Origin of the sequence: Curtobacterium sp. 320 (assembly GCF_031455235.1) — a bacterium.
Lineage (GTDB): Bacteria > Actinomycetota > Actinomycetes > Actinomycetales > Microbacteriaceae > Curtobacterium.
Genome location: NZ_JAVDSI010000001.1, coordinates 472,408 through 497,644, shown reverse-complemented (window position 1 = coordinate 497,644; position 25,237 = coordinate 472,408). Strand labels below are relative to the sequence as shown.

The window sequence follows — 25,237 nt, the reverse complement described above, 5'->3', positions numbered from 1 at the left end:
CACCGACGGCCCGCGGTGCGTCAGCGCGCGAGCGCCTGCTGGAGGTCCGCCACGAGGTCGCCGGCGTCCTCGATGCCGACGGACAGGCGCACGACGTTCTCCGGCACCGCCAGCTCCGTGCCCTTCACCGACGCGTGCGTCATCTCGGACGGGTACCCGATGAGCGACTCGACCCCGCCGAGCGACTCGGCGAGCGCGAACACCTCGGTCGACTCCGCGAAACGGCGCGCTGCCTCGGGTCCACCGCTCAGCGCGACCGAGAGCATGCCCCCGAAGCCGCGCATCTGGCGTGCCGCGACCTCGTGGCCGGGGTGCTCGGTGAGCCCCGGGTAGTACACGCGCTCGACCCCCGGAGCACCGACCAGTGCCTCGGCCACCGCCTGGGCGTTCCGCGAGTGCCGCTCCATCCGGACCGCGAGGGTCTTGATGCCGCGCGTGGTGAGGAACGCGTCGAACGGCGACGAGATCGCCCCGGCGCCGAACTGCAGGAACTGCACCTTCGCGGCGAGCTCCTCGTCGGCGAGCACCACGGCGCCGCCGACGACGTCGGAGTGGCCGCCGAGGTACTTCGTCGTCGAGTAGACGACGACGTCGGCGCCGAGCGACAGCGGCTGCTGCAGGTACGGCGACGCGAAGGTGTTGTCGACGACGACCACGGCACCGGCCGCGTGGCCGATCTCGGCGAGCGCGGCGATGTCGGCGATCTTCATGAGCGGGTTCGTCGGGGTCTCGACCCAGAGGACGGTCTGCGCCGGAGCACCCTCGAGCGCGGCACGGACGCGGTCGGTGTCGCTCATTTCGACGACCACGAGCTCGACGCCCCACGGCACGTGCAACCGGCTGACCAGGCGGTGGGTCCCGCCGTACACGTCGTTGCCCATCACCACGCGGGCACCGGGGACGAGCGTTGCGCGCAGCAGGGCGTCCTCGGCGGCGAGCCCGGACGCGAACGAGTACGCCGCGACGCCGCCGTCGAGGTCCGCCAGGAGGGTCTGCAGCGAGTCGCGCGTCGGGTTGCCGGCGCGGGAGTACTCGTAGCCGTTCCGCATGCCGCCGACACCGTCCTGCACGTACGTCGACGTGAGGTGGATCGGCGGGATGACGGCGCCGGTGGGGCCGTCGGGCTCCTGGCCGGCGTGGACGGCGCGGGTGCTGAACTCGGTCATGCGGGCTTCGTTCCTCGTTGGGTCGGGGGCGTCACGCGGGACGCGGGTCACTCGGACAGGTAGGCGAGCAGGTCGTGGCGGGTCAGCACGGTGACGGGCTTGCCGTCCTCGACGACGAGCAGGGCGTCCGCCGACTCGAGCGCACGTCGCGCCGACGAGACCGACTCGCCGACGCCGATGAGCGGGAGCGGGTCGCCCACGAACCCGGACAGCGCGTCCGTCATCTTCGCGGCGCCCGTGAAGACCTGCTCGAGCAGGTCCTTCTCCGCCACCGCGCCGACGACCTCGCCGATGACGACGGGCGGTTCGGCGCTGAGCACGGGCATCTGCGAGACGCCGTACTTCGTCATGATGTCGACGACCTCGCGCACGGTGTCCGCCGGGTGGGCGTGGACGAGGTCGGGCAGCCGGCCGTCCTTGCCCGCGATGAGCGACCCCACGGTGCGCTCGTCGTCGGTCTCGGCGAAGCCGTAGGAGCGCATCCACCGGTCGTTGAAGATCTTGCCGAGGTAGCCGCGGCCGCCGTCCGGCAGGAGCACCACGACCACGTCGTCCTCGGTGAGGTCGCGGGCGGCGCGGAGCGCGGCGACGACCGCCATGCCGCTCGAGCCACCGACGAGCAGGCCCTCTTCACGGGCGAGCCGACGGGTCATCGCGAACGAGTCGGCGTCCGACACGGCGATGATCTCGTCGGGGACCCCGGGGTCGTACGCGGTCGGCCAGAAGTCCTCGCCGACGCCCTCGACCAGGTAGGGGCGACCGGTGCCGCCCGAGTAGACGGAGCCCTCGGGGTCGGCGCCGACGATGCGGACACGGCCGTCCGAGGCCTCCTTCAGGAAGCGTCCGGTACCGGAGATGGTGCCGCCGGTGCCGACACCCGCGACGAAGTGCGTGATGCGCTGCTCGGTGTCGCGCCAGATCTCCGGACCGGTGGTCTCGTAGTGGCTGCGCGGGCCGTTCGGGTTCGCGTACTGGTTCGGCTTGTAGGCGCCGGGGATCTCGCGCACCAGCCGGTCGGACACCGAGTAGTACGACTCCGGGTGCTCGGGCGGGACGGCCGTCGGCGTGACGACGATCTCGGCGCCGTACGCGGTGAGCACGTTCCGCTTGTCCTCGCCGACCTTGTCGGGCAGGACGAACACGCAGCGGTAGCCGCGCTGCTGGGCGACGAGCGCGAGGCCGACACCGGTGTTGCCGGAGGTCGGCTCGACGATCGTGCCACCGGGGCCCAGGTCGCCGGAGGCCTCGGCCGCGTCGATGATCCTGGTGGCGATCCGGTCCTTCGACGACCCACCGGGGTTGAGGTACTCGACCTTCACGAGGACGGTCGCGCGCACCCCCTCGGTCACCCGGTTGAGCTTGACGAGCGGGGTGTCGCCGACGAGGTCGACCACGGAGTTCGCGTAACGCACGCGGTCGAGTCTAGGCGGCGGACACCGTCTTCCGCTGGGATGCGACGTGGGCGGACACCGCCGCGGAGACCTCCTGCCGGCGGCGGTCGATGACCTCCCCCATGTCCCGGGCGAGCGCCGGCGTGCCGCGCACGATCTGGTCGAGCGCGGTGGCGGGCACGACCAGCACCGCGACCTCGGTGAGCGCGACGGCGGTGGTGAGCAGCGCCTCCCGGGTCAACGCCGTCTGCCCGAGGTAGTCGCCGGCCTCGACGCGGGTCGCCGGCAACTCGGCGTCCTCGAACGGGACGCGCAGGTCGACGCTGCCGGACAGGACGAACCGGACCGCGTCCGGCACCGTGCCGGCCGTGACGATCGTCTCGCCGGCGGCGTACCGCTCGAGCCGGACGAGCGGTGCCAGCGCGGCCCCGTCGTCGCCCGTCAGGTACAGCGTGGGAGCGATCGACGCCAGGGCGGCGTCCCGACGCTCGTCGGTGACGAAGTCGTCGGTCGTGTCGCCGTCGAGGCCGAGCCCTGCGCGCCGGGCGGCGTACCAGAGCCACATCCGGAACTGGGCGAGCGCGTCGCCCTCCTGCGACGGTCCGCGCACCTCGAAGGACACGGTGTACGACGATCCGCCGGTCGGCACCGCCACCGGCTGCGTGCCGGGGTACCGCTGGGGCAGGCCGGACGCGACCCGCTGCAGCAGGGCGACCACCGCTGCCGGAGGGTCGTCCGTCGTGAACGTGACGTCCGTGGCGACCGGGAACGTGCCTCCTGTCCGGCTGAGGTTCGTGAACGACGCCCCCGCCAACGAGGAGTTCGGCATGATGAGGATCCCGGCGCCCGTGTCGATGTGCACCGACCGCCAGTTCACCTCGACCACCCGGCCGCGCACGCCACCGGCGTCGAGCCAGTCCCCCAGCCGGAACGGCTGCTCGAACAGCAGGAACAGCCCGGCGATCACCGGACCGACGGCGGACTGCAGCGCGAGGCCGATGACGAGCGAGCCGACACCGAGCGCGGTGAAGATCCCGCCGACGTCCGCACCCCAGACGATCTTGAACACCAGCGCCAGCCCGAGCGCGATGAGCACGATGCGGGCGATGTCCACGAAGATCGACGGGATCTTCTCGCGCCAGGTGCCCTTCCGGGCGTTCGTGAACAGGACTATGTTCAGCCCGTTCAGGACGAACACGATCACGAGGAACCCGAGCACGGTGCCGATGATCTGGTTCACCACGGGCTTGCCCGGGTCGACCGCGTCGGTGACCTGGACGGACAGGACGAGGATCGCGATGACCGGCACCACGGCGTTCCGCAGCAGTCCGACCACCTTGTGCAGCGAGTTGCCGCGTCGCTCGAGGTTCGACTGCAGCTCGGTCAGGACGAGCAGCAGCAGCGGCAGGCCGACGATGACGCTGATCGCCGGCCAGAACCACGGCTGCTCCCAGAACGCGGTCACGACGCCGCTCCGGTGCGCTCGAGCTTCCAGACCCGCTGCGGGCCGGCCTGCGTCTGCACCTCGCCGGCGTCCTGCACGCCCCCGCGGTCGCCGAGCTTGTCGACCACGCGCTGCGTCGCGTACACGCCCGGCGCCGGGGCGATCCCCTGCACCCGGTACGCCAGGCTGACGGCGTCGCCCCACATGTCGTAGACGATGCTCGAGCGCCCGACGAGCCCGCTCGTGACCTGGCCGGTGTCGATGCCGGCGCGCAGGCCGATCTTCGACCCGTGCTGCGCGTTGAAGCGCTCGAGCACGCCCTGCGCCTCCTCCGCCCAGTCGACGACACGGCGGACGTTGTCCACGCGCGGGACGCTCAGGCCGCAGCTGGCGAGGTACCCGCTCCGGGTCGTGCGCACCCGCTCGACGCCGTGTCGGGTGGCCGCCTCGTCGAGGGAACGCCAGACGTCGTTGACGAGGGACAGGGACTCCTCGGCGGTGAGGCCGGCGGCGAACTCGTCGAACCCGATGATGTCCGCGTAGACGACGGCGACGTCCTGGTGGTCGGCCGCGATCGTCTCGTCGCCCTGCTTGTACCGACGGGCGACCTCCTCCGGCATGAGCGTCAGCAGCAGGGTGTCGTTCTGTCGCCGCTGCTCGTCGAGCAGGTCCTGCTTCACCTGCAGGCTGCGGCTCATGTCGTTGAACGCGAGACCGAGGTCGCCGATCTCGTCGCCGGCCTTCGTCTGCACCTCGACGCCGAGGTCGCCGGACGACACCCGGTTCACCGCCGTCTGCAACCGCCGGATGGGCCGGACGAACACCTGGGCCAGCAGCAGCGACAGCAGGCTGACGAGGACGATGATGCCGACGAGCGCGAGGCCGATGTTCCGGGCGAAGTCGTTCACCGGGGCGAACGCCTCGGCCGTGTCCATCTGCGCGACGACGACCCAGCGGAGCCCGTCGACCTCGAGTGGCGCGTACGCCGCGAGTACTTCCTTCCCGCGGTAGTCCGTCGAGATCACCGTCCCGGACTTCCCCTGCAGCGCCCGTGTCACCGGGGTGGTGTTCACCTCCTGCAGGAGCACGGATCCCTTCACCGCGACCTGGCGGGCCGCGGTCGACGGCGCCGTCCCGGCAGCGACGACGTCGCGCTGGTACTGCTTCGGGTGCTCGATGAGCTGGCGCGGGTACGACCGCATGAGGTGGTCGGCACCGACGAGGTACGACTCCCCGGTGTCCCCGAGGCCGTCGTCCTTCCACTGCTCGTTGCCCGTCATGACCTGCGTGATGAGGTCGACCGGCACCTGGACGGCCATCACCCCGATGATCTTGCCGTCCTCCCCCACCGGCGACATCACCCAGAGCGTCGGGACGTTGAGGCTCGGCACGTACCGCGCGAAGTCCGTCACCACGAAGTCGTCCGAGCTCGTCAGCTGCAGGGCCTGCTGGTACCCGGTCGCGAGGTTCGAGTCGCGGTAGGGCCCGCTCTCGAGGTCCGTGCCGAGGTCCGCGCCGGAGTACGCCGAGTACACGACGTCCCCGTCGGTGTCCATGAGCAGGAGGTCCTCGTACCCGGCGGCCTCGACGGCCTGCTTGAAGTACGGCTGGTACTCGGCGTGCGCCGCTGACCACGCGCTGCCGTCACCGGCGTCGTCCTGGCCGATGGCCTCGTCGTAGTCGGTGAACGGCGCCGTGTACCGCGCCTGCAGGTAGGCCTGCGGGTCCTCGGTCGGCGTGAACTGGTCCGGGTTGGCGGTGCCGCCGCTTCGGTCGTCGAGCTGCGGGACGAAGGAGTCCCGGTACCAGTCCTCGACCTGCGTGTGGTCGTCGTCGGACACCGGCCGCGACTGCAGGTCGTTCCACCCCGACTCGAACGCCTTCGTCGCGCCGATGACGCTCTCGTTGCGGGTCTGCGCGACGACCGTCTGGGTGAACTGGCCGAACGAGCGCTGCAGTTCGGTGATCCTCGCCTCGCGCAACGAGGTCACCTGGTTGAACGCCGCGGCCTCGAGCGAGCTCCGGCCGTTCAGGTAGCCGACGACACCGACGACCAGCGCCGCCACGATGCTCACCGCGAGGAGCATCACGAGGAGCTTGGACTGGATGTCGAGGGAGCCGCTCGTGAGGAACGCGCGGAACTTCCCCTTCTTGCGGGGCGCGTCCTCGACGACGCGTGGTGCATCGGGGGCGATCGGGCCCGTCGGCGGGATGGGGTCGGACGTCGGTGGGACAGCTGTCACTTCGGACTCCGCTCAGGGGCACGGTGCGCTTGTGTGGTTCCTTCACAGCTACCACGCGAGCATCGTTCGTGTCCGTCGGGTCGACCGGAAAACGCCGTGGTCGCGACCAGGCGTCGGACGGGAGGCGCGGTGCGGGCCCGCACCGCGCCTCCCGTCCCGCCTGCGGTGCGCCTGGTGCGCGCTCGGCTGGTGCGCGCTCGCCTGGTGCGCGCTCGCCTGGTGCGCGCTCGCCTGGTGCGTCAGCTGCCGACGGCGTCGGCGGGGGCGTTCTGCTGGTGGTGCAGCGTCGCGTAGGTGCCGTCCCGTTCGAGGAGCTCCTCGTGCGTACCCTGCTCGACGATCCGCCCGTGGTCGAGCACGAAGATGACGTCGGCGTCGCGGATCGTCGAGAGCCGGTGCGCGATCGAGATCGTCGTCCGGCCGGCCGCGGCGTTGTCGAGCGCCGTCTGCACGACGCGCTCGGAGATCGAGTCGAGGGCGCTCGTCGCTTCGTCGAGCACGAGCACCGGTGGGTCCTTGAGCAGCACCCGCGCGATCGCGATCCGCTGCTTCTCGCCGCCGGACAGCCGGTAGCCGCGCTCCCCGACGACCGTCTCGTAGCCGTCCGGGAACGAGGCGATCGTCTCGTGGATGTTCGCCGCCCGCGCGGCCTGCTCGATCTCGTCGTCGGTCGCGTCCGGCTTGGCGTACCGCAGGTTGTCGCCGATGGTGGCGTGGAAGAGGTAGGTCTCCTGGCTGACGATGCCGACGTGGCGCATGAGGTCCTCGTGCGCCAGCTCGCGGACGTCCTGTCCGGCGAACCGGACCGAGCCGGCGGTCGCCTCGTACAGCCGGGGCACGAGGTACGACACGGTCGTCTTCCCCGCACCCGACGGCCCCACGAACGCGGCGAACTGGCCGGGCTGGAGCTCGAACGACACCCCGCGGAGGGTCGGCTTGTCCGCCTCGCCGTCCGGGTAGGTGAACGTCACGTCGTCGAAGGCGACGTGCCCCACCCGGGACTCGTCGACGGGCTTCGCCGTGGGCGGGTCCGTGATCGCGGGCTTGAGGTCGAGGTACTCGAAGATGCGGGCGAACAGCGCGCCGGAGGTCTGCAGGTCGAGGACGACCCGGAGCAGGCCGACGGTCGGGAACAGCAACCGGGACTGCACGGTGGTGAAGGCCACGATCGTGCCGGCCGTGATCGGGACGTCGCCGATGATGAGGTACGCGGCGACGACGTAGATGATCGCCGGGATGATGGACAGGAAGATCGACACGATCGCGAAGAACCACTGACCGGACATCTGCTGCCGGACCTGAAGGCGGATCTGGTTGCGGTTCTCGTTGCCGTACCGCTGCGTCTCCGCACGCTGCTGGTTGAAGCTCTTCGCGAGCAGGATGCCGGAGACGCTCAGTGCCTCCTGCGTGATCGCGGTCATGTCCGACAGCGACTCCTGCGTCTCCGCGGCGATCTTGGCCCGGACCTGGCCGACCCGTCGCTGGGCGATCACGAGGAGGGGCAGCAGGACGACCGCGACGAGGGTCATCTGCCAGCTGAGGAGCAGCATCGCGACGACGGCGGCGATCACCGTCACCGTGTTGCCGAGGATCGACGAGATCGTGTTGTTGAGCACGCTCGCGACGCCACCGACGTCGTTCTGCAGGCGGGACTGGATGACACCGGTCTTCGTGCGGGTGAAGAACGCGAGCTCCATGCGCTGGAGGTGTCCGAACAGCCGCATGCGCATCGCGCCCATGACCTTGTTGCCGACCGTCGCGGTGAGGTAGGTCTGCCAGACGCCGATCCCCGCGCTCGCGATCCAGAGCACCACCATGGCACCGACGAGGACGTACAGCACGGGCAGGTCCGGCCCGCCGCCGCCCTTCGGGAAGAGTCCCTCGTCGAACGCTCGCTGGGTGAGGAGCGGTGGGACGACGGAGATCGCGGCGCCGATCAGCACCAGCACGACGGTCAGGATGATCGCGTTCCGGTGCGGCACGAACAGCCCGGCGATGCGCTTGAGGAGGTTCGGGATCTTGGGCGCCTCGGCGTTGGCGGCCTTCTGCGCCTCGAAGTCGCCGCTGGAGATCCGGCCGCCACCGCGACCGCCACCACCGCCGCCGCGCATCCCGCCGTGCATGCTCACGACGCGTCACCCCGATCCATGCTGCAAACCTAGCCCCGGGGTGGGACATCGGGCCGCCGTGGCTCATTTGACCCCGTTCAGGGGGCATGCGACCATTTCCCGTCCCCTTCCCCGCACCACTCGAGGTCCCATTGACGTCCGCGCCCACCCGCCCCACGTCCCTCCGCGCACAGCTCGCCCGACGGAAGCCGATCGAGCAGCTGCAGGCCGAGGCCTCGGCGGGGGTGGACGGCGAGCCGCTCCGGCGGTCGCTCGGGGTCTGGCACCTCACGATGATCAGTGTCGGCGCCACGCTCGGCACCGGCATCCTCGTCGTCCTCGGGACCGCCGTTCCGCTCGCCGGTCCCGCGGTCTGGATCTCCTTCGTCGTCGCCGGTGTCGCCGCCCTCCTCTCGGCGCTGTCGTACGCCGAGATGGCGGGTGCCGTGCCGACGTCCGGGTCGAGCTACTCGTACACCTACGCCACCATGGGCGAGGGAATCGCCTGGGTGTGCGGCTGGTGCCTCGTGCTCGAGTACGCCGTCTCCGTGGCCGCCGTCGCGGTCGGCGCGAGCGAGTACGTCGACGAGACCCTGCGGGTGTTCGGGCTGCACCTGCCGACCGCACTGTCGGCGCCTCCGGGCGAGGGCGGCGTGGTCAACCTGCCGGCCGCCGGCCTGGTGCTGCTCGCCACGGCGATCCTGCTCCCGGGTGCGCGCGAGAGCGCCTGGGTGAACACGCTCATGGTCATCGTGAAGATCGCCCTGCTCGTGTTCTTCGTCATCGTGGCGTTCTCGGCGTTCCAGGCGCAGAACTTCGAGCCGCTCGCACCGATGGGTGCCGCCGGGGTCACCGCGGCCGCGTCCCGGCTGTTCTTCTCGTACATCGGGTTCGACGCCGCGTCGACCGCCGGGGAAGAGGCGAAGAACCCGCGGCGGGACCTCCCCCGCGCGATCATCGGGTCGATCGCGCTCATCACGGCGCTGTACATCCTCGTCGCGATCGCGGCCATCGGCGCCCGCTCGTGGACGTCCTTCTCGTCGACCGAGGCCTCGCTCGTGCGCATCGTCGTCGACGTCACCGGAGCGCCGTGGGTCGCCCTGGTGTTCTCGATCGGCGCCGTCATCGCGATCGCGAGCGTCGTGCTCACCGTGCTCTACGGGCAGACCCGCATCCTGCTCACGATGGCCCGCGACGGACTCGTACCGAAGGTGTTCGGCCGGGTGTCGCACCGCACCGGCACCCCCGTCTGGAACACCCTCATCATCGGGGTCGTCGTGACGATCGTCGCCGCACTGGTGCCGCTCGGGGAGCTCGCGGACGCGACGAGCATCGGCACGCTCGTGGCGTTCGCCCTCGTGAACGTGTCGGTCATCGTGCTCCGTCGGACCCAGCCGTCGCTCGAGCGGTCCTACCGCGTGCCGCTGTTCCCCGTCGTGCCGATCGTCGGCGCGCTCTGCTGCGTGCTGCTCGCGGTGTTCCTCGGCGTCGGCACCTGGATCGCGTTCGGCATCTGGATGGTCGCCGGCGCCGCGCTCTACCTGGCCTACGGCCGCCGCCACAGCACGCTGCGCTGACGCGCGGCGCTGCCGCCCGCCGGCCCGCCTCTTCCGCGAAAGCGACAGGTTCGCGCCGGGCTTCGGCGAGAACGTGTCGCTCTCGCCGCACAGACGTCGAGCCTCGGCGGCAGCGTGTCGCTTCGGCGGGTGATCACAGGCGTCGCGGTCATCGACACGGAACGCCGTGCGTGCGGAACAGCGCCCGCAAGCGCTCCGGGTCGACCAGGTGTGACCAGTCCGCGCGGACGACGCCGTGCACCTCGCGTCGGGACCGGATGCGATCTTCGCGGCGCTTCTCGGCCCACAGGACATCGTGCGGGTCCCGACCGCCGAGCATGCGCGGGTCCTCGTACTTCTGGCGCCCGTCGAACTCGATCACGATGCCCTGCCGCGGAAGCCAGAAGTCGACCCGATCCACCGTTCCGTCTGCGTGGACGAACTCGTGCTGCGGTTCGAGGTCGGGACACCCGAGCTCTGCGGCGCGGGCCGCGAAGTAGGACTCCCCGACCGACTCGTGGCGCACGTCGGCGATCGCGAAGGCATGCTCGAGACGCGTGGATCCCCACGGTCCGGCTTCCGACGCGAGGCGTTGCAGCTCGACGAGCTGCTCCCCCGACGGAGCGCGTCGTCGATGGCCACGACGGCGGCGGAGAGTGAACCGCTACGGGCGATCTCGATCGTGTTCGCCGCGAGCGAGGCGTACGGGACACCCCAGAACAGACGTCCGGACCGCAGCGCGGTGCCGGCGCGCAGCGTCAGGTCGACGCGGTGCACATCGTGGTCGAGCGACGGCACCACCGCTCGGACGCGGGTGGTCCACGGGTCGATCCTCGGCAGACCGTGCACGGCGGCCGCTGACTCGAAGGCGAACACGGCGCCCGGGCGGAGCAACGGGATGGCCGAGCGCATGCGGACGAGGTGCCGTGACCGACCGTCGAGCGCGTCCCACGCAGCCCGTTCGACGTACACACCGTGGCGGACCTACACCAGCTCGTCCGCGGCGCGCCGACGTTGGAGGTGTCGCCCGGCCGCTCGGTCGAGCCGGGTCGTACGGAACAGTTCGATCGCGTTCGCAGGGTGCATGACGGCACCTTGTCGTCTTGGACGCGCGTGGAGGCGGTCCTGCGCCGATCTGTGGACATGTGCCGTGCCTCCTGGCCTGCCCCGCTCGTGCGCCCATAGCGACACTTCACAGCTGAGTCGCTACGAGGGTGCCGCCGAAGCGACACATTGGCGCATGCATCCGAAGGCAGAGTGTCGCTTTCGCGGAAGCGCCCCGCAGCCCCGCCGCCGGCCCGCACGCCGGACCGCCGGCCGCCCCCCCCCCCCCGCACGCGAGGAAGGCCGCCGCCCCGAGGGGCAGCGGCCTTCGTGACCGAACGGTCGAGACTACGCGAGCTCGATCGTGGCGCCGGCGGCCTCGAGGGCCTCCTTCGCCTTGTCGGCCGTCTCCTTGTTGACACCCTCGAGGATCTTGGCGTCGGCGGTCTCGACGAGCGCCTTGGCCTCACCGAGGCCGAGCGACGTCAGGCCACGGACCTCCTTGATGACCTGGATCTTCTTGTCACCAGCGGACTTGAGGACGACGTCGAACTCCGACTTCTCCTCAGCGGCCTCGGCCGGGGCACCGGCGGCGGCCGGAGCGGCAGCGGCGACCGGGGCGGCCGCGGTGACCTCGAAGACCTCTTCGAACTTCTTCACGAAGTCCGAGAGCTCGATGAGCGTGAGCTCCTTGAAGGCCTCGATGAGCTCGTCCTGCGAAAGCTTCGCCATGATTTTCTCCTACTACTAGCTAGATCGTGTGGTTGTGGAACGCGAGCCTGATCAGGCCGCGGACTCCTGCTTCTCGCGAAGGGCGTCCACGGTGCGGACGGCCTGCGAGAGGGGGGCCTGGAACAGGTACGCAGCACCGAACAGCGAGGCCTTGAAGGCGCCGGCGAGCTTGCCGAGCAGGACTTCACGGGACTCGAGGTCGGCGAGCTTGTCCACCTCGGTCGCGGAGAGCGGGTTACCGTCGAAGTAACCACCCTTCACCACGAGCTCGGGGTTCGCCTTGGCGAATGCACGCAGCGACTTCGCGACGGCGACGGTGTCACCGTGGACGAAGGCGAGAGCGGACGGACCGGCGAGCTCGTCGTCGAACGACGAGATGCCGGCGTTGTTCGCCGCGATCTTGGTCAGCGTGTTCTTCACCACGGCGTACGTGGCGTGCTCACGGATCGAGTTGCGGAGCTCCTTGAGCTGCGCGACCGTGAGACCGCGGTACTCGGTGAGCAGAACGGCGTTCGAGCTACGGAAGGACTCCGTGAGCTCGGCGACCGCAGCTTCCTTGTTCGCCATGGTTCTCCTTGGGGTTCTTGCCGGCAGCCCCAGGACTCCACCACATGAAAAAAAGCTCCGGCGCAGAGGCTCGGAGCTGCTCCCCCGCGAACGGAAGGAGAGGTTCGGAACACCTGCGCGGGCTGCCTCATGAGTGAGGACCTTCGTTCGCGCTGCGAGCAGCACGACAACCGGCGGTCTTTGGCTTCGAGAACTGTAGCACGGCACGTCGGTCGCGACCAACCACCGGACGGGAGGCGCGGTGCCGGCCCGCACCGCGCCTCCCGTCCGTCAGTCGGTGGCGGACGGGACCGGGGTCGCCGACCAGTCGTCGGTCGCGTCCCCGGACGAGGAAGCGGACGCGGACGCGGACGCGGACGACGCAGCAGGCCCAGCGGCCGCTGCCGACGCACCGCCAGACGCGGCCGACGCCGCGTCGGCCGCCGGCCGCTCCGACGGCAGGTGCACCGTGAACACGGTGTCCCCCGGCTCGCTCGTCACGTCCACGGACCCGCCGTGCGCCTGCACGACCGCGTCCACGATGGCGAGCCCGAGCCCCGTCGAGCCCGCGGTGCGCGAGCGGGAGCTGTCGGCGCGGGCGAACCGCTCGAACAGCTTCGGCAGGAACTCCGGGTCGATGCCCTGCCCGGTGTCCCGCACCGTCAGGTCCACGCCGGTGCCCGAGGCCGACGGCGCGAGCCCCACGGTGATGCGGGTGCCGTCCGGGGTGTGGGTCCGGGCGTTGGTGACGAGGTTGACGATCACCTGGTGCAGGCGCGCGGCGTCGCCCACCACCGTCACCGGGGTCGACGGGATGTCCACCTCGATCGGGTGGTCCGGCGAGGCCGCGTGCGCGTCGTTCACCGCGTCGAGCACGAGCCCGGTGAGGTCCACGTCGTCGAACTGGATCTCGCGGCCCTCGTCGAGTCGGGCGAGCAGCAGCAGGTCCTCGACCATGCTCGTCATGCGCTTCGACTCGGACTCGATCCGGCTCATCGCGTACACGACGTCCTTCGGCAGGTCCGCACCCATGCGACGGGTGAGCTCGGCGTACCCGCGCACCGACGCCAGGGGCGTCCGCAGTTCGTGCGACGCGTCGGCGACGAACTGGCGGACCTTCTGCTCCGAGCGCTCGCGGGCCTGCATGGCGCCGGCGATGTGGCCGAGCATCCGGTTGAAGGCGCTGCCGACGCGGCCGACCTCGGTGCGGGGGTCGGTGTCGGGCACGCGGACGTCCTGCAGGGCGTCGCTGCGCTCGAGTGGCATGCGGGCGACGGTCGAGGCGGTCTCGGCGACCCGCTCGAGCGGCCGCAGGGACCGGCGGACGACGACCGCGGCGACGACGGACGCGGCGACGAGCGCTGCCGCGACGACGATGATGACGACGAGCAGCAGCGACCGGACGCTCTCGTACACGGGCGACATCGGGAGTCCGACCACGAGGACGGCGTTGCCGAGCACCGGGTTGTCGACCTGCACGGCGGCCACGCGGTAGCGGCCGAGCGAACCGCCGAGGTCCATCGTTGCCGGGTCGACGCCGACCTTGACGTTGCCCAGGCGGTCGAGCTGCGTCGTCGTGAGCTGGAGCCGCGAGCTGTTGTCGGTCAGGACGATCCCGCCCGCACCGCCTCCGGAGAAGTAGTACGCGGTGAGGGTGCCGGCCGCCTGGCCGAGGGGTTGCAGGGCGTCGTCGTTCGGGCGCTGCCCGTTCGGGTTCTGCTGTCCCTCGCCGAACTTCGTGCTCGCACGGTCGGTCGCCTTCGAGAGCTGGCTGTCGATCGTGCCCGTCTGGATGGACGCGAGCGCGATGATGCTCCCGGCACCGATGACCGCGCTGACGGCGACGACGAGCGCGACGATGCTCAGGACGAGCCGACGACGGAGGGTCACTGCACCGACCTCAGGACGTGGGCTTGATGACGTACCCGACGCCGCGCACGGTGTGGATCATCGGGGTCTCGCCCGCGTCGATCTTCTTGCGCAGGTAGGAGATGTAGATCTCGACGACGGAGGACTTGCCCCCGAAGTCGTAGGACCACACGCGGTCGAGGATCTGCGCCTTCGACAGCACGCGGCGCGGGTTGCGCATCAGGAAGCGGAGGAGCTCGAACTCGGTCGCGGTCAGTTCGATCGGCCGACCGGCGCGGGACACCTCGTACGACTCCTCGTCGAGCACCAGGTCGCCCACGACGATGCGCGAGTCGCCGGCCTCGGAGATCGAGATCTGGGAGCGACGGATGAGCCCGCGGAGCCTCGCCACGACCTCTTCGAGGGAGAAGGGCTTCGTGACGTAGTCGTCGCCGCCCGCGGTGAGACCGGTGACGCGGTCCTCCACGGAGTCCTTGGCGGTGAGGAACAGCACCGGGGTGTCGTCGTTGTTCTGCCGCAGCCGGCTGAGCACCTGCAGACCGTCGAGGTCCGGCATCATCACATCGAGCACCATCGCGTCCGGCTTCCACTCGCGTGCCGTGCTCAGCGCGTCTTGGCCGCCGTTCGCGCTCTTGACGTCCCAGCCCTCGTAGCGGAGCGCCATGGACAGGAGGTCGGTGAGGCTGGCCTCGTCGTCGACGACGAGGATGCGCAACGGGGTTCCGTCGGCACGCGTGAGGCGCGGGGCTGCTGCAGGCTGGGAGATGGTCACGTCTTCGAGTATCGAGAGTTTCCTATGAGCGGTCTGTGGGGCGCCCCTCCGCGCTCTGTGGATTCCCGAGCCGGCGCACGGCGCCTGCTCCGTAGCGTGAGTGCCATGCTCCGATCCTCGGCCTGGCCGGCCTCCGCCCGATCCGTCGACACCGCGCGCATCGAGGAGCCCGCCCGGATCGCAGGCGGTCCCGGGAGGCGCGGCGCGACCGCGGCTGACCGGCTCGCGTTCGCGCGGTCGGTCGCCTCCACGGCCCCGCTGCTGTCCGCGGGGACGGCCGGCGGGTCCTTCGCCGCGCTCGCTGCCGTCGCGGCCGCGGACGTCGCCCTCGCGCGCACGGTCGAGCCGCACCTCGACGCGCTCGGCATCCTCGCGCAGGCCGGGGTGGACGCTCCGGAGGGGTCGACGTGGGGCGTGTTCGCCGCCGAGGGCACGGGGCTGCGGCTCACGGCGACGTCGGGCGGCTCGGGCGGCTCGTTCGCGCTCGACGGCACGAAGCCGTGGTGCTCCCTCGCGTCGAGCCTCTCGAACGCGCTCGTCACCGCCCACGTCGGGGACGAGCGGCAGCTGTTCGCGGTGGACCTCCGGCAGGACGGTGTGACGGTGCACGACGAGGCCTGGGTCGCCCGTGGCATGCCGGACGTGCCGAGCGGCCCGGTCGACTTCGACGGGGTGCACGCGACGCCCGTCGGCGCTCCCGGCTGGTACCTCACACGTCCGGGGTTCGCCTGGGGCGGGATCGGTGTCGCGGCGTGCTGGTGGGGCGGCGCGGTCGGACTCGCCCGGGTCCTCCGCTCCCTGGTGGCGTCCCGGCCCGGGTCCGAGCTGCTGCAGGCCGCCCTCGGCGCGACGGTCGCCGACCTCGCCGACGCCGAGGACGCCCTCGCCGACGCCGCGGCCCGGATCGACGGCGCGGGCACCGACTCCGGCGCCGCAGCCGCCCCGATCTCCGACGACGACTGGTCGCTGCTCGCCCAGGTCGTGCGCTCCCGGGTCCGTCGGGCGGTCGACGCCGTCCGGGAGCGGGTCGTGCGGACGATCGGCCCCGCTCCTCTGGCTTCGGACCCGGCGGTCGCCGCGCGCGTCGCCGACCTCGAGCTCTACGTGCTGCAGGACCACGGCGAGCGGGACCTCGCCCGCGCCGGTCGCTTCGTCGTCGAGCGAGGCGGTGTCGCGTGGTGAGCTTCGACCACCGCGAGCCGGGCACCGACCCCGCCGACTGGACGCCCTTCCTGCGGTCGGTGCCCTCGCTGCCGGTGCGGCTCGACGGGGTCGCCGCGGTCGTGGTCGTCGCACCGCACCCCGACGACGAGACCCTCGGCGCCGGCGGGCTGATCGCGTCCGCCGCGGACGCCGGTGTCCCCGTGCACGTGCTGCTCGTGACCCGCGGCGAGGGCTCGCACCCGGACTCGCCGACCACCTCCCCCGAGCGGCTCCGGGTGATCCGGGACGCCGAGTTCCGGGCGGCGCTGGCGGCACTCGCCCCCGCGGCGAGCGCGACGGTCCTGGACGTCCCGGACGGTGGGCTCCGCGAGCACCCGGACGTGCTCCGGGCGGCGCTCACCGGGCGGGTCGGGCCGGTCGACGGTCCCGTGCTCGTCGTCGCGCCGTGGCGTGGGGACGGGCACCGGGACCACCGCATCGCGGGCGAGGTCGCCGCGGACGTCGTCGCGGGCACTCCGGGGGCGGAGCTGCTCGAGTACCCGATCTGGGCGTGGCACTGGGACGACCCGTCCGACCCCGCGGCACCATGGGACCGGGCCCGGTCGCTGGCGCTGTCGTCGGCGGTCCTCGACCGGAAGCGCGCCGCACTCGACGCCTACCCCTCGCAGACCCGGCCGCTCTCGCCGGCCCCGGGCGACGAGGCGATCGTCGACGCCCGGCACGCCGCGCACCACCTGCGGCCGACCGAGTGGTTCTTCGCGGTGTCCGCGGTGCAGTCGTCCCGCTCCCGGGAGTCCTTCGACGCCCACTACGAGCGGAAGCCGGAGGGCTGGGACTTCGAGGGCTCCTGGTACGAACGGCGGAAGCGTGCCGTGACCCTGGCGGCGCTCCCCCGCGAGCGGTACCGGTCCGCGCTCGAGCTCGGCTGCGCGACGGGGGTGCTGACGGCCGCGTTGACCGAGCGCGCCGACGCCGTGCTCGGGACCGACATCGCCGCGGCACCACTGGAACGTGCCCGGCTGCGTGCGCCGGCCGCCCGGTTCGTCCAGGCCGAGCTGCCGTCGGAGTGGCCGGACGGTCGATGGGACCTCGTCGTGGTGTCCGAGGTCGGGTACTACCTGTCGCCGGCGGACCTCGACGCCACGATCGACCGGGTGCTCGGTTCCCTCGACGACGACGGTGTCCTCGTCGCCTGTCACTGGCGGCACCCCGACGACGACGCCGTGACCTCGGGCGACGCCGTGGACGCCCGGATCGCCGAGCGGTGGCCGCGGCCCGCGCTCGTCCGGCACGTCGAGGAGGACTTCGTCCTGAGCGTCTTCCCCGGTCCGGCGGTGGTCTCCGTCGCGACGACGGAAGGGCTGACCCCGTGACGCTCCCCGCACGCGTCGACGTCGTCGTGCCAGCGCACGACGAGGAGGACGGCATCGGCGGCTGCGTCGAGGCCCTCGCCGAAGCGGTCCGGGTCCTGCGGCGAGCGCACCCCACCGTCGAGGTGTCGGTCGTGGTCGTCCTGGACGGGTGCACGGACCGGACGGCGTTCGTCCTCCGGTCGGCGGCGGCCGCGGACCCGCTCTGGACCGAGGTCCCTCTCGAGGTCGTCGAGACCGCGCACCTCGGCGTCGGACGAGCACGGGCCGTCGGGACCACCCGTGCCCTCGCGACGGGCCCGGAGCCGTCCGAGCGGTGGACGGCCCACACGGACGCCGACTCCCGCGTCGACCCGGGCTGGCTCGTGCAGCAGGTCGAGGCCCACGCCGACGGCGCGCACGTCCTGGTGGGGGCCGTGGTCCCGGACCCGGACGACCTCGACCCCGTGGTCCTCGCCCGGTGGACGCACGCGCACCCGCCGGGGTCGACGCTCGGCCACGTGCACGGTGCGAACCTCGGGCTGCGGGGGGACGTGTGCCTGGCGATCGGCGGCTTCGACCCGGTGCCCGAGCACGAGGACGTCCGGCTCGTCGAGCGTGCACGAGCCCTCGGGTTCGACGTGCGCGCGACGACGGACCTCCCCGTGGTGACGAGCGGCCGGTTCGACGGTCGGACACCGGGCGGCTACGCCGAGCACCTCCGCCGGACCTACGGCGACGCCAGCTGAGGCTTCATCGGAAGTTCTTGGGATCCCGCAGCGCCGCTCATCGACTGCCTCCCTACGGTCTCCTCGACCCCAACACCGAGGAGAACCATGTTCCTGACCTACCTCAGGCGCGAACTCACGAACCGCAAGAAGCAGACCGTCATCATCGCGATCGGCATGGCGCTCGCCATCGCCCTCGTGGTCATCGTGTCCTCGATCGCGGGCGGCGTGAAGGCCGCGCAGGCGAGCGTGCTGCAGTCCGTCTACGGCGTCGGTACCGACATCACCGTGACGAAGACCGAGACCCCGACCGGCTCCGCCACCGGGCGTCCGAGCTTCGACTTCGGCAGCCAGGGCAGCTCCGGCAGCGGCAGTGGTTCGACCGACCTCTCGCAGTCCCGGCTCGCCGTCTCCCGCGGGTCCAGCACGCTCAGCGCGTCGGACGTGCAGACCGTCACGAGCACGAGCGGAGTGAAGGCCGCGACCGGTGTCCTGACCCTCGAGAACAGCACGTTCTCGGGCCAGGTGCAGCAGCAGTCGGACAGCAGCAGCAGCTCGAGCGACAGCAGCGGCACCGGGACCCAGCAGGGTCCGCCGAGCGGCGGCGAGGGCGGCGGCTTCGGCGGCGGGTCGTTCAGCGTCGACTCGTTCACCGTCACGGGCATCCCGGTGTCCGGTGACACCGTCGGGCCGCTGACGAGCACCGAGCTCACGAAGGGTCGCGCGTTCACGTCAGCGGACGCGGGCAAGGACGTCGTCGTGCTCGACGCCGCCTACGCGAAGAGCGAGTCGAAGGCCGTCGGCGACACCGTCTCCATCGGCGGGAAGGACTTCTCGGTCATCGGCATCGTGTCGTCCACCGGTTCGTCGTCGACCACCGGTTCGAACACGTACATCCCGCTGGACACCGCGCAGGCACTGGCCGACCTGGACGGCAAGGTCACCTCGATCTACGTCTCCGCGTCGTCCTCGTCGGACGTCGGCACGATCAAGTCCGCGCTGCAGAAGCAGCTCACCGGCGCCACCGTCTCGACCGAGGCCGACCTCGCGTCGAGCGTCTCCGGCTCGCTGAGCACCGCCTCGAGCCTCGTCTCGAACCTCGGCACCTGGCTGTCGATCGTCGTCCTCGCGGCGGCGTTCCTCATCGCCATCCTCTTCACGATCTCCGGCGTCACCCGACGCACGCGGGAGTTCGGCACCCTCAAGGCGATCGGCTGGTCGAACGGCCGCATCACGCGCCAGGTCGCCGGCGAGTCCCTCGTGCAGGGCATCATCGGCGGCGTGATCGGCGCGGCCGCTGGTCTCATCGGCATCCTCGTCGTGAACGTCATCTCCCCGACGATCTCGGCGAGCGCCTCGTCCGCGACGAACCGCGGCGGCATGGGCGGCGGCGGGATGCCCGGCGGCGCGGCGACGGCGGCGGCCGGCAGCGGTACGACCGGTGGCGCCCCCGCCGGTGGGTTCGGTGGCGGCGGTGCGAGCACGGCCTCGACGACCGACGTCGTCCTGCACGCCCCCGTCACCGTCGAGGTGATCCTGCTCGCGATCGGCCTCGCCGTGCTCGGCGGCCTCATCGCCGGCGCACTCGGCGGCTGGCGGGCGAGCCGGCTCCGTCCGGCCGAGGCACTGCGGAGTGTGGCCTGATGCCCGGGCCGACCACCGGCACGACCCCCGTCGTCGCCGGCCCCGACAGCACCGCATCGACACCGGAACCGACAGGAGCCCCCGTGACCAGCATCGACACCGCGCCCTCCGCTGCGGAGGCGAGCCGCGCCTCCAGGCCGATCTACGCCCTGAAGAACGTGAGCAAGACGTACAAGCAGAAGAACCGGACCGTCACCGCGCTGACGAACGTCGACCTGACCATCCCGCAGGGGCAGCTCGTCGCGATCCAGGGGCCGACCGGCGGCGGCAAGTCGACCCTGCTGCAGATGCTCGGCGCGCTCGACCGTCCGAGTGCCGGCAGCGTGCTCCTCGGTGACCAGGACGTGGCGGAGCTCGGGGACGGGGCGCTGACGAACCTGCGGGCGACCGAGATCGGGTTCGTCTTCCAGAGCTTCAACCTCATCCCGACGTTGACGGCGCTGGAGAACGTCGAGACCGCGTTCGCCGGGTCCCTCGCGAACCGGTCGCGGTCGGAGATCCGCGACCGGGCGACCGCGGCGCTCCGGGAGGTCGGCCTCGGCGAACGGCTCGACCACCTGCCCGCAGAGCTGTCCGGCGGGCAGCAGCAGCGCGTGGCCATCGCGCGGGCGCTGGTCAAGAACCCGAGCGTGCTGCTGGCGGACGAGCCGACCGGTGCGCTCGACGAGGCGACCCGTGACGAGATCATGGGCCTCATCGAGAAGCAGTGGAAGGAGCGCGGGCTCACCGTGGTCATCGTCACGCACGACTCGTGGGTGGCGAAGCGGGCCGAGCGCCGCCTGCACATCAAGCAGGGCCAGGTGCGCGAGGTGTAGGCAGGCCGGGCCGCCGGGGCCGAGTCTCGGCTATGCGGACACTTTCGTGGCACTCGACCCACGAAAGTGTCCGCGGCGGCGAGTCTCGCGCCCCTCAGCCGCCCGCCGGGTAGTCGCAGTACGCGAACCAGCGCGAGTCCGGCGACCACGGCGGCACGTTCACGGTCCCCTGCCCGCCCTCGAGCGTGACGAGGGTCTCGGGCTGGACGGCGATCCGGGCGCCGCGCACGAGCGGGCCGGGCAGGAGCCGGAGCTCCACGCGGTGGTCAGCGGGGTGGCCCTGCACGCCGGGTTCGTACGACAGGTAGAGCAGGTGGGCACCGTCCGGCGAGACGTGCGGGAACCAGTTCACCCGGTCGTCGTTCGTGATCCGGACCGGGTCGGTCGCACCGGGCCAGAGGGCGACGAGCTGCGCGGTGCCCGGCGTGAACCGCTCCGAGTTCCACACGAGCATCTCGCCCGCGAACGAGACGCCGTCGTCGGGGTGCTCGTCGCGGGTCAGGAACGTCGGGTCCCCGGTGGCCGGGTCGACGAGGGCGACGTCGGTGGTCCAGACGCCCTCCTCGGTGCGCTCCCCGACGATCGCCGCGAGGGTCTCGCCGTCGGGCGCGATGCCGTGCAGGTAGAACTTCCGGACGACCGGCAGCGCGGTGGTGACGTCGGTGAGGGTCGCCGCCGCTCCCCCGGCCGGCACCGGCACCCGGTACAGGTCCCCGTCGCGGGCGCTCACCACGACGGAGTTGCCCGAGGGGTCGAGCACGTGGTCGTTGTTGATCTCGGGGACGCCGGGCATCGGGACGCGCACGAGGGCGGTCTCGTCGAGCACGGCGTCGCCGTCGGCAGGGGGGCGCAGCAGCCAGAGATCGCCGTCCCCGTTCAGCACGAGGGTGCCATCCCGCAGCACGTTCGGCGCCTCGACGAGCACCGAGCTCGACTCGAAGACGAGCCGGCTCGTCCGACTCTCGACGTCGTACACGTGCACCCGGCTGGTCTGTCCCGGCAGCAGTTGCCGCCCGCGTGGCTCGCTCATGGTCCCATCCTGTCTGGATTCCGTCCGCCGAGTCTCGCCCCGGCGGACACCTTCGTGGCCTCGGGGACGCGAAAGCGTCCGCCCGGCCGAGTCTCGCTGCCAGCGCACGCACCCGCGCACCAGCGCACGCACGGACGGGAGGCGCGGTGCGGGTCGGACCCGCACCGCGCCTCCCGTCAGGCGGTCCTGCCTACTTCACCGCACCGGCCGTCAGGCCGGCCACGAACTGCCGCTGCACGATGAGGAACGCGATCACGACCGGGATCGAGACGACGAGGGACGCCGCCATGATCTGGTTCCAGTACACGTTCGTCTGCGTCGAGTACTGCTGCAGACCGACCGCCAGCGTCTGCCCGTCACCGTTCGTCATGACCGAGGCGAAGAGCACCTCGCCCCAGGCCGTCATGAACGAGTAGATGCCGACCGCGACCAGACCCGGACGCGCCGAGGGCAGGATGACCCGGAACAGGGCACCCATCGGGCCGGAGCCGTCGACCATCGCGGCCTCGTCGAGTTCACGCGGGATGGTCTCGAAGTAGCCCGCGAGCATCCAGATCGAGAACGGGAGCGTGAACGTCAGGTAGGTGATGATCAGGCCGGTCCAGCTGCCGACGAGCTGGATGCCGAGCGCGTTTCCGAGGTTCGTGAAGATGAGGAACAGCGGGAGCAGGAACAGCACACCGGGGAACATCTGGGTGGAGAGCACCGCGGTGGTGAAGGTGCTCTTGCCCTTGAAGTTCCAGCGCGAGACACCGTAGGCGGCGAAGGTCGCGATGATCAGCGAGAACACCGTCGCGACCGTGCAGACCACGAGTGAGTTGATGAAGTACTTGCCGAGCGGGACCGTCGACCACATGTCGATGAACGGCTGGATGGTGATGTTCGTCGGGATCCACGTGAAGTCGTTCTGCACGTCACCGAGCGGCTTGATGGCCGTCGTGATCATCACGTAGAGCGGGACGACCGTGAACAGGGTCAGGACGACCAGGGTCACGATCTTGAAGGACTTGGCGCCGAATGTCTCACGCACGGACGGACCTCCGGTTGGTCACGGCGAGGTAGATGCCGGTGACGATGAGCAGGAAGATGAGGAGCAGGACGCTCATCGCGGCACCGGAGCCGAAGTTCCAGGTGATGAAGGACGCGTTGTAGATGTGGAAGCTCAACAGGTCCGCCGCCGGGGGCTGGGCGGTCGAACCGAACAGCACGAACGGTGTGTTGAAGTCGTTGAACGTCCAGAGGAACATCACGAGCACGAGCGTCACGTTGACCGGGCGCACCATCGGCAGGGTGATCGAGCGCCACTGCCGGAAGGGCTTCGCGCCGTCGACCGAGGCCGCCTCGTACACGTCGTTCGGCACCGACTGCAGGCCGGCCATGAGCATGAGGAACGCGAACGGCCAGGTCTTCCAGATCGCCACGACGACGACCGAGACGAAGGCGTTCGAGCCGATCAGCCAGAACGGGCCGGTGCCGTTGAACAGGTGCAGCTGGTCCACGAGGATGTGGTTGATCGCACCCGAGTCACGCTGGAACATGAACTTCCAGGTGATGATGCCGGCGTACATCGGCAGCGCGTACGGCACGAGGAAGAGCGTGCGGAACAGGCCGCGACCCTTGAACGGCTTCTGCAGCGCGACCGCGGCGGCCATGCCGAAGGTCCACGAGAGCCCGACCACGAGGACCGTGAAGCCGCACGTGATGAGGAACGAGTTCAGGACGCCCTTGCCGATCGCCTGGTCGAAGTCGATGACGACCGAGTAGTTGCGCAGCCCCGCGAACGGTGCGGCACCCCAGTTGGCGATGAAGTACTTGGTGAGCTGGATGAACGAGATCCAGATGCCGGTGAGCATCGGCACGATGTGGATCAGCAGCTCGAAGAGGATGGCGGGCGCGACGAGCGCGTAGGGCAGCCAGTGTCCCTTGCGCTTCCGACCGGGCGGACGGCCCGACGTGGTCGGGCCCTTCGTGTGGGTCAGGTCGATGCGCTCGGAGTCGGGCAGGACCGAGGTGGACATGAGCGGGGGCCTTTCGGCAGGAGGGGGATCGGGTGCTTCGCGCGGACCGTGGCAGCGGTCGGGAGGCGCGGCATGCGTGAGCCGATCGGCTCACCCCCGGCGTGTGGCCGGGTGCGGAACCGCAGGTCGCGGGCTCGACGTGGGCGGGGCCGTGGACCTGAGGGGGCTGGAAACGACCGTCCCGGAGCGGGAGGGGCCGTAGACCTGAGGGGTGGAGGCCCGGGGCGCGTCCTTTCGGACGCGACCCGGGCCTCCTGGGCGGATCAACCAGCGGCCTGGGACACCTGGTCCTGGGCGGTCTGGAGCGCCGACTTGATGTCGCTGTCCGAGACGGTGGAACCGGTCGCGATCTTGGCGAACATGTCGTTCATCGCCTTGCCGACCGTGGACTCGAACTGGTCCTCGGCGGGCACCAGCGGGAGCGGCTTCGCCTTGTTGTTGTAGATGTCGAGGAACGTCTTCGTCTGCTCGTCGGTGACCGAGTCAGCAGCCGCGGCGAGCACCGGCAGCGCCGAGTACGGCTTGTCGAGCGTCGTCTGCGTGTCCGCGCTCGTCATGTACTTGACGAACTTGAGCGCGCCGTCCTTGTTCTTCGTGTTCTTGAAGATCGACAGGTTGATGCCGGCCGGGAAGGACGCGATGTCCTGACCGTCAGCGGTGGTCGGGAACGGCACGACGCCGAACTCGTCCGTCTTCATGCCCTGCGACGTGATGGTCGCGTTCGCGTTGTTCTGCGTGAGCATCATCGCGGCCTTGCCGTTCGCGAAGTCCGAGACGGCCTGGGTGCCGTTGTCGTACTGCGCGTTCGACGGGTTGACGACCTTGTCGGACTGCATCAGGTCGAGGTAGCGCTTGATGCCGTCGACGTTCGCCTTCTGGGTGAAGGTCGGCTTGCCGTCCTTGTCGAACCACTCGCCGCCGTTCTGGGCGGAGGTGATGAACGCGAAGTGCGAGTTCTCGGTGTACGAGCCACCGGCGATGGTGAAACCGTACTTGTCACCCGAGGTGAGCTTCTTCGCGTCGGCGGTGAGGTCCTCCCACGTGGTCGGCGCTTCGATGCCGGCGTCCGAGAACATCTTCTTGTTGTAGTACAGGCCGTAGGCGAGGCCGTAGAGCGGGACGCTCGTGACGGTCTTGCCGGGCGCGCCACCGGTCGAGAGCGCGACCTTGCCGAACTTGTCGGACCCGCCGATCGCCTTCATCTCCGAGTCACCGAACTCCTGGAAGGCGCCGGTGGCCTGGAGCGAGGTCGCCCAGGTGTTGCCGATGTTGACGACGTCCGGGCCCTGGCCCGAGGTGACGGCGGTCTGGATCTTGTTCTGCAGGTCGTTCCAGCCGATGACCTGGAGGTCGACCTTGATCCCGGTCTCCTTGGTGAACTTCTTGAGGACGGGGGTCAGCACCTCCTTGTCGTTCTGGAGCGACGTACCCTGGTTGGACGCCCAGTAGGTGAGCGTCTTGGAGTCGCCGGACGAACCGGAGCCTCCGGAGGAGCAGGCTGCGAGGCCGGTCACGGTGAGTGCCGCGGCCGCGGTGATGGCCAGTGCGCGGATGGCAGTGCGCATGACTCTCTACTTTCTCGTCGTTGAGATGGTGCAGGGGGTGGTGCTGTTCGTGC

General features: G+C 70.8%; 20 protein-coding genes. 6 read left to right on the top strand and 14 right to left on the bottom strand.

Annotation, left to right across the window (positions count from 1 at the left end; translation table 11 throughout):
- Positions 1-20: 20 nt before the first annotated feature.
- The 5 genes from J2X60_RS02465 to J2X60_RS02445 all read right to left on the bottom strand — a co-directional run bounded on the left by J2X60_RS02465 (position 21) and on the right by J2X60_RS02445 (position 8,367).
- Positions 21-1,166: a cystathionine gamma-synthase gene (locus tag J2X60_RS02465; RefSeq protein ID WP_309886389.1), complete on the bottom strand. Its 1,146-nt coding sequence runs from the start codon at positions 1,164-1,166 to the stop codon at positions 21-23.
- A gap of 47 nt (positions 1,167-1,213) precedes the next feature.
- Positions 1,214-2,578, bottom strand: coding sequence for a cystathionine beta-synthase (locus J2X60_RS02460; RefSeq protein ID WP_070418392.1), 1,365 nt, complete (start codon positions 2,576-2,578; stop codon positions 1,214-1,216).
- 10 nt (positions 2,579-2,588) lie between these two features.
- The gene (locus tag J2X60_RS02455) at positions 2,589-4,022 is read right to left on the bottom strand and encodes a mechanosensitive ion channel domain-containing protein (protein ID WP_309886388.1); all 1,434 of its coding nucleotides are present in this window, start codon (positions 4,020-4,022) and stop codon (positions 2,589-2,591) included.
- On the bottom strand, positions 4,019-6,244 hold the full coding sequence (locus J2X60_RS02450) for an adenylate/guanylate cyclase domain-containing protein (RefSeq protein WP_309886387.1): 2,226 nt from the start codon (positions 6,242-6,244) through the stop codon (positions 4,019-4,021). The genes J2X60_RS02455 and J2X60_RS02450 overlap by 4 nt, the downstream gene beginning before the upstream one ends.
- 239 nt (positions 6,245-6,483) lie before the next feature.
- Complete coding sequence (locus J2X60_RS02445; RefSeq protein ID WP_309886484.1) at positions 6,484-8,367, bottom strand: ABC transporter ATP-binding protein; 1,884 nt, start codon at positions 8,365-8,367, stop codon at positions 6,484-6,486.
- A gap of 92 nt (positions 8,368-8,459) precedes the next feature.
- Here J2X60_RS02445 and J2X60_RS02440 point away from each other — a divergent pair, with 92 nt between their 5' ends.
- Positions 8,460-9,929 (top strand): amino acid permease, encoded by a 1,470-nt coding sequence (locus tag J2X60_RS02440; protein WP_396127772.1) that lies wholly within the window; start codon positions 8,460-8,462, stop codon positions 9,927-9,929.
- A gap of 148 nt (positions 9,930-10,077) precedes the next feature.
- Here J2X60_RS02440 and J2X60_RS02435 read toward each other — a convergent pair whose 3' ends face one another.
- The 5 genes from J2X60_RS02435 to J2X60_RS02415 form a co-directional block, all read right to left on the bottom strand.
- Positions 10,078-10,434 carry a hypothetical protein gene (locus tag J2X60_RS02435; protein WP_309886385.1) on the bottom strand — a complete coding sequence of 119 codons (357 nt, stop codon included), beginning with the start codon at positions 10,432-10,434 and terminating at the stop codon, positions 10,078-10,080.
- Between the two features lie 866 nt (positions 10,435-11,300).
- Positions 11,301-11,684, bottom strand: a complete 384-nt coding sequence (gene rplL / locus J2X60_RS02430) for a 50S ribosomal protein L7/L12 (protein ID WP_022907351.1) — start codon at positions 11,682-11,684, stop codon at positions 11,301-11,303.
- Between the two features lie 51 nt (positions 11,685-11,735).
- The gene (gene rplJ, locus J2X60_RS02425) at positions 11,736-12,251 is read right to left on the bottom strand and encodes a 50S ribosomal protein L10 (protein ID WP_070418388.1); all 516 of its coding nucleotides are present in this window, start codon (positions 12,249-12,251) and stop codon (positions 11,736-11,738) included.
- A 270-nt stretch (positions 12,252-12,521) separates the two neighbouring features.
- Entirely contained in the window at positions 12,522-14,120 is a 1,599-nt protein-coding gene (locus J2X60_RS02420) for an ATP-binding protein (RefSeq protein WP_309886384.1), read from the bottom strand.
- 10 nt (positions 14,121-14,130) lie between these two features.
- Positions 14,131-14,871, bottom strand: a complete 741-nt coding sequence (locus J2X60_RS02415; protein WP_031274250.1) for a response regulator transcription factor — start codon at positions 14,869-14,871, stop codon at positions 14,131-14,133.
- Between the two features lie 105 nt (positions 14,872-14,976).
- Between J2X60_RS02415 and J2X60_RS02410 the strand changes: the two genes are divergently transcribed.
- From J2X60_RS02410 to J2X60_RS02390, 5 genes are all read left to right on the top strand, one after another.
- Complete coding sequence (locus tag J2X60_RS02410; protein ID WP_309886383.1) at positions 14,977-16,053, top strand: acyl-CoA dehydrogenase; 1,077 nt, start codon at positions 14,977-14,979, stop codon at positions 16,051-16,053.
- Complete coding sequence (locus J2X60_RS02405) at positions 16,047-17,408, top strand: bifunctional PIG-L family deacetylase/class I SAM-dependent methyltransferase (RefSeq protein ID WP_309886382.1); 1,362 nt, start codon at positions 16,047-16,049, stop codon at positions 17,406-17,408. The genes J2X60_RS02410 and J2X60_RS02405 overlap by 7 nt, the downstream gene beginning before the upstream one ends.
- The gene (locus J2X60_RS02400) at positions 17,405-18,133 is read left to right on the top strand and encodes a glycosyltransferase (RefSeq protein ID WP_309886381.1); all 729 of its coding nucleotides are present in this window, start codon (positions 17,405-17,407) and stop codon (positions 18,131-18,133) included. Before J2X60_RS02405 ends, J2X60_RS02400 begins: the two co-directional genes overlap by 4 nt.
- An 87-nt stretch (positions 18,134-18,220) precedes the next feature.
- The gene (locus J2X60_RS02395; protein WP_309886380.1) at positions 18,221-19,756 is read left to right on the top strand and encodes an FtsX-like permease family protein; all 1,536 of its coding nucleotides are present in this window, start codon (positions 18,221-18,223) and stop codon (positions 19,754-19,756) included.
- 83 nt (positions 19,757-19,839) lie between these two features.
- Positions 19,840-20,571 carry an ABC transporter ATP-binding protein gene (locus J2X60_RS02390; RefSeq protein WP_309886379.1) on the top strand — a complete coding sequence of 244 codons (732 nt, stop codon included), beginning with the start codon at positions 19,840-19,842 and terminating at the stop codon, positions 20,569-20,571.
- Positions 20,572-20,665: 94 nt separating this feature from the next.
- On the opposite strand, the gene J2X60_RS02385 is transcribed toward J2X60_RS02390, so the two are convergent.
- The 4 genes from J2X60_RS02385 to J2X60_RS02370 all read right to left on the bottom strand — a co-directional run bounded on the left by J2X60_RS02385 (position 20,666) and on the right by J2X60_RS02370 (position 25,184).
- Positions 20,666-21,601 (bottom strand): biopolymer transporter Tol, encoded by a 936-nt coding sequence (locus J2X60_RS02385; RefSeq protein ID WP_309886378.1) that lies wholly within the window; start codon positions 21,599-21,601, stop codon positions 20,666-20,668.
- A 190-nt stretch (positions 21,602-21,791) separates the two neighbouring features.
- Positions 21,792-22,631, bottom strand: coding sequence for a carbohydrate ABC transporter permease (locus J2X60_RS02380; RefSeq protein ID WP_309886377.1), 840 nt, complete (start codon positions 22,629-22,631; stop codon positions 21,792-21,794).
- Positions 22,624-23,619: a carbohydrate ABC transporter permease gene (locus J2X60_RS02375; RefSeq protein WP_092386365.1), complete on the bottom strand. Its 996-nt coding sequence runs from the start codon at positions 23,617-23,619 to the stop codon at positions 22,624-22,626. The genes J2X60_RS02380 and J2X60_RS02375 overlap by 8 nt, the downstream gene beginning before the upstream one ends.
- A gap of 263 nt (positions 23,620-23,882) precedes the next feature.
- Positions 23,883-25,184, bottom strand: a complete 1,302-nt coding sequence (locus tag J2X60_RS02370; protein ID WP_070418380.1) for an ABC transporter substrate-binding protein — start codon at positions 25,182-25,184, stop codon at positions 23,883-23,885.
- Positions 25,185-25,237 lie beyond the last annotated feature (53 nt).

What these genes read in the sequence shown, in the direction of transcription:
- J2X60_RS02445 (WP_309886484.1), bottom strand. Translation starts at nt 8,367, where the DNA reads ATGCACGGCGGGATGCGCGGCGGCGGTGGTGGCGGTCGCGGTGGCGGC.
- J2X60_RS02385 (WP_309886378.1), bottom strand. Translation starts at nt 21,601, where the DNA reads ATGAGCGAGCCACGCGGGCGGCAACTGCTGCCGGGACAGACCAGCCGG.
- rplL (WP_022907351.1), bottom strand. Translation starts at nt 11,684, where the DNA reads ATGGCGAAGCTTTCGCAGGACGAGCTCATCGAGGCCTTCAAGGAGCTC.
- J2X60_RS02395 (WP_309886380.1), top strand. Translation starts at nt 18,221, where the DNA reads ATGTTCCTGACCTACCTCAGGCGCGAACTCACGAACCGCAAGAAGCAG.
- J2X60_RS02370 (WP_070418380.1), bottom strand. Translation starts at nt 25,184, where the DNA reads ATGCGCACTGCCATCCGCGCACTGGCCATCACCGCGGCCGCGGCACTC.
- J2X60_RS02465 (WP_309886389.1), bottom strand. Translation starts at nt 1,166, where the DNA reads ATGACCGAGTTCAGCACCCGCGCCGTCCACGCCGGCCAGGAGCCCGAC.
- rplJ (WP_070418388.1), bottom strand. Translation starts at nt 12,251, where the DNA reads ATGGCGAACAAGGAAGCTGCGGTCGCCGAGCTCACGGAGTCCTTCCGT.
- J2X60_RS02440 (WP_396127772.1), top strand. Translation starts at nt 8,460, where the DNA reads ATGCGACCATTTCCCGTCCCCTTCCCCGCACCACTCGAGGTCCCATTG.
- J2X60_RS02410 (WP_309886383.1), top strand. Translation starts at nt 14,977, where the DNA reads ATGCTCCGATCCTCGGCCTGGCCGGCCTCCGCCCGATCCGTCGACACC.
- J2X60_RS02375 (WP_092386365.1), bottom strand. Translation starts at nt 23,619, where the DNA reads ATGTCCACCTCGGTCCTGCCCGACTCCGAGCGCATCGACCTGACCCAC.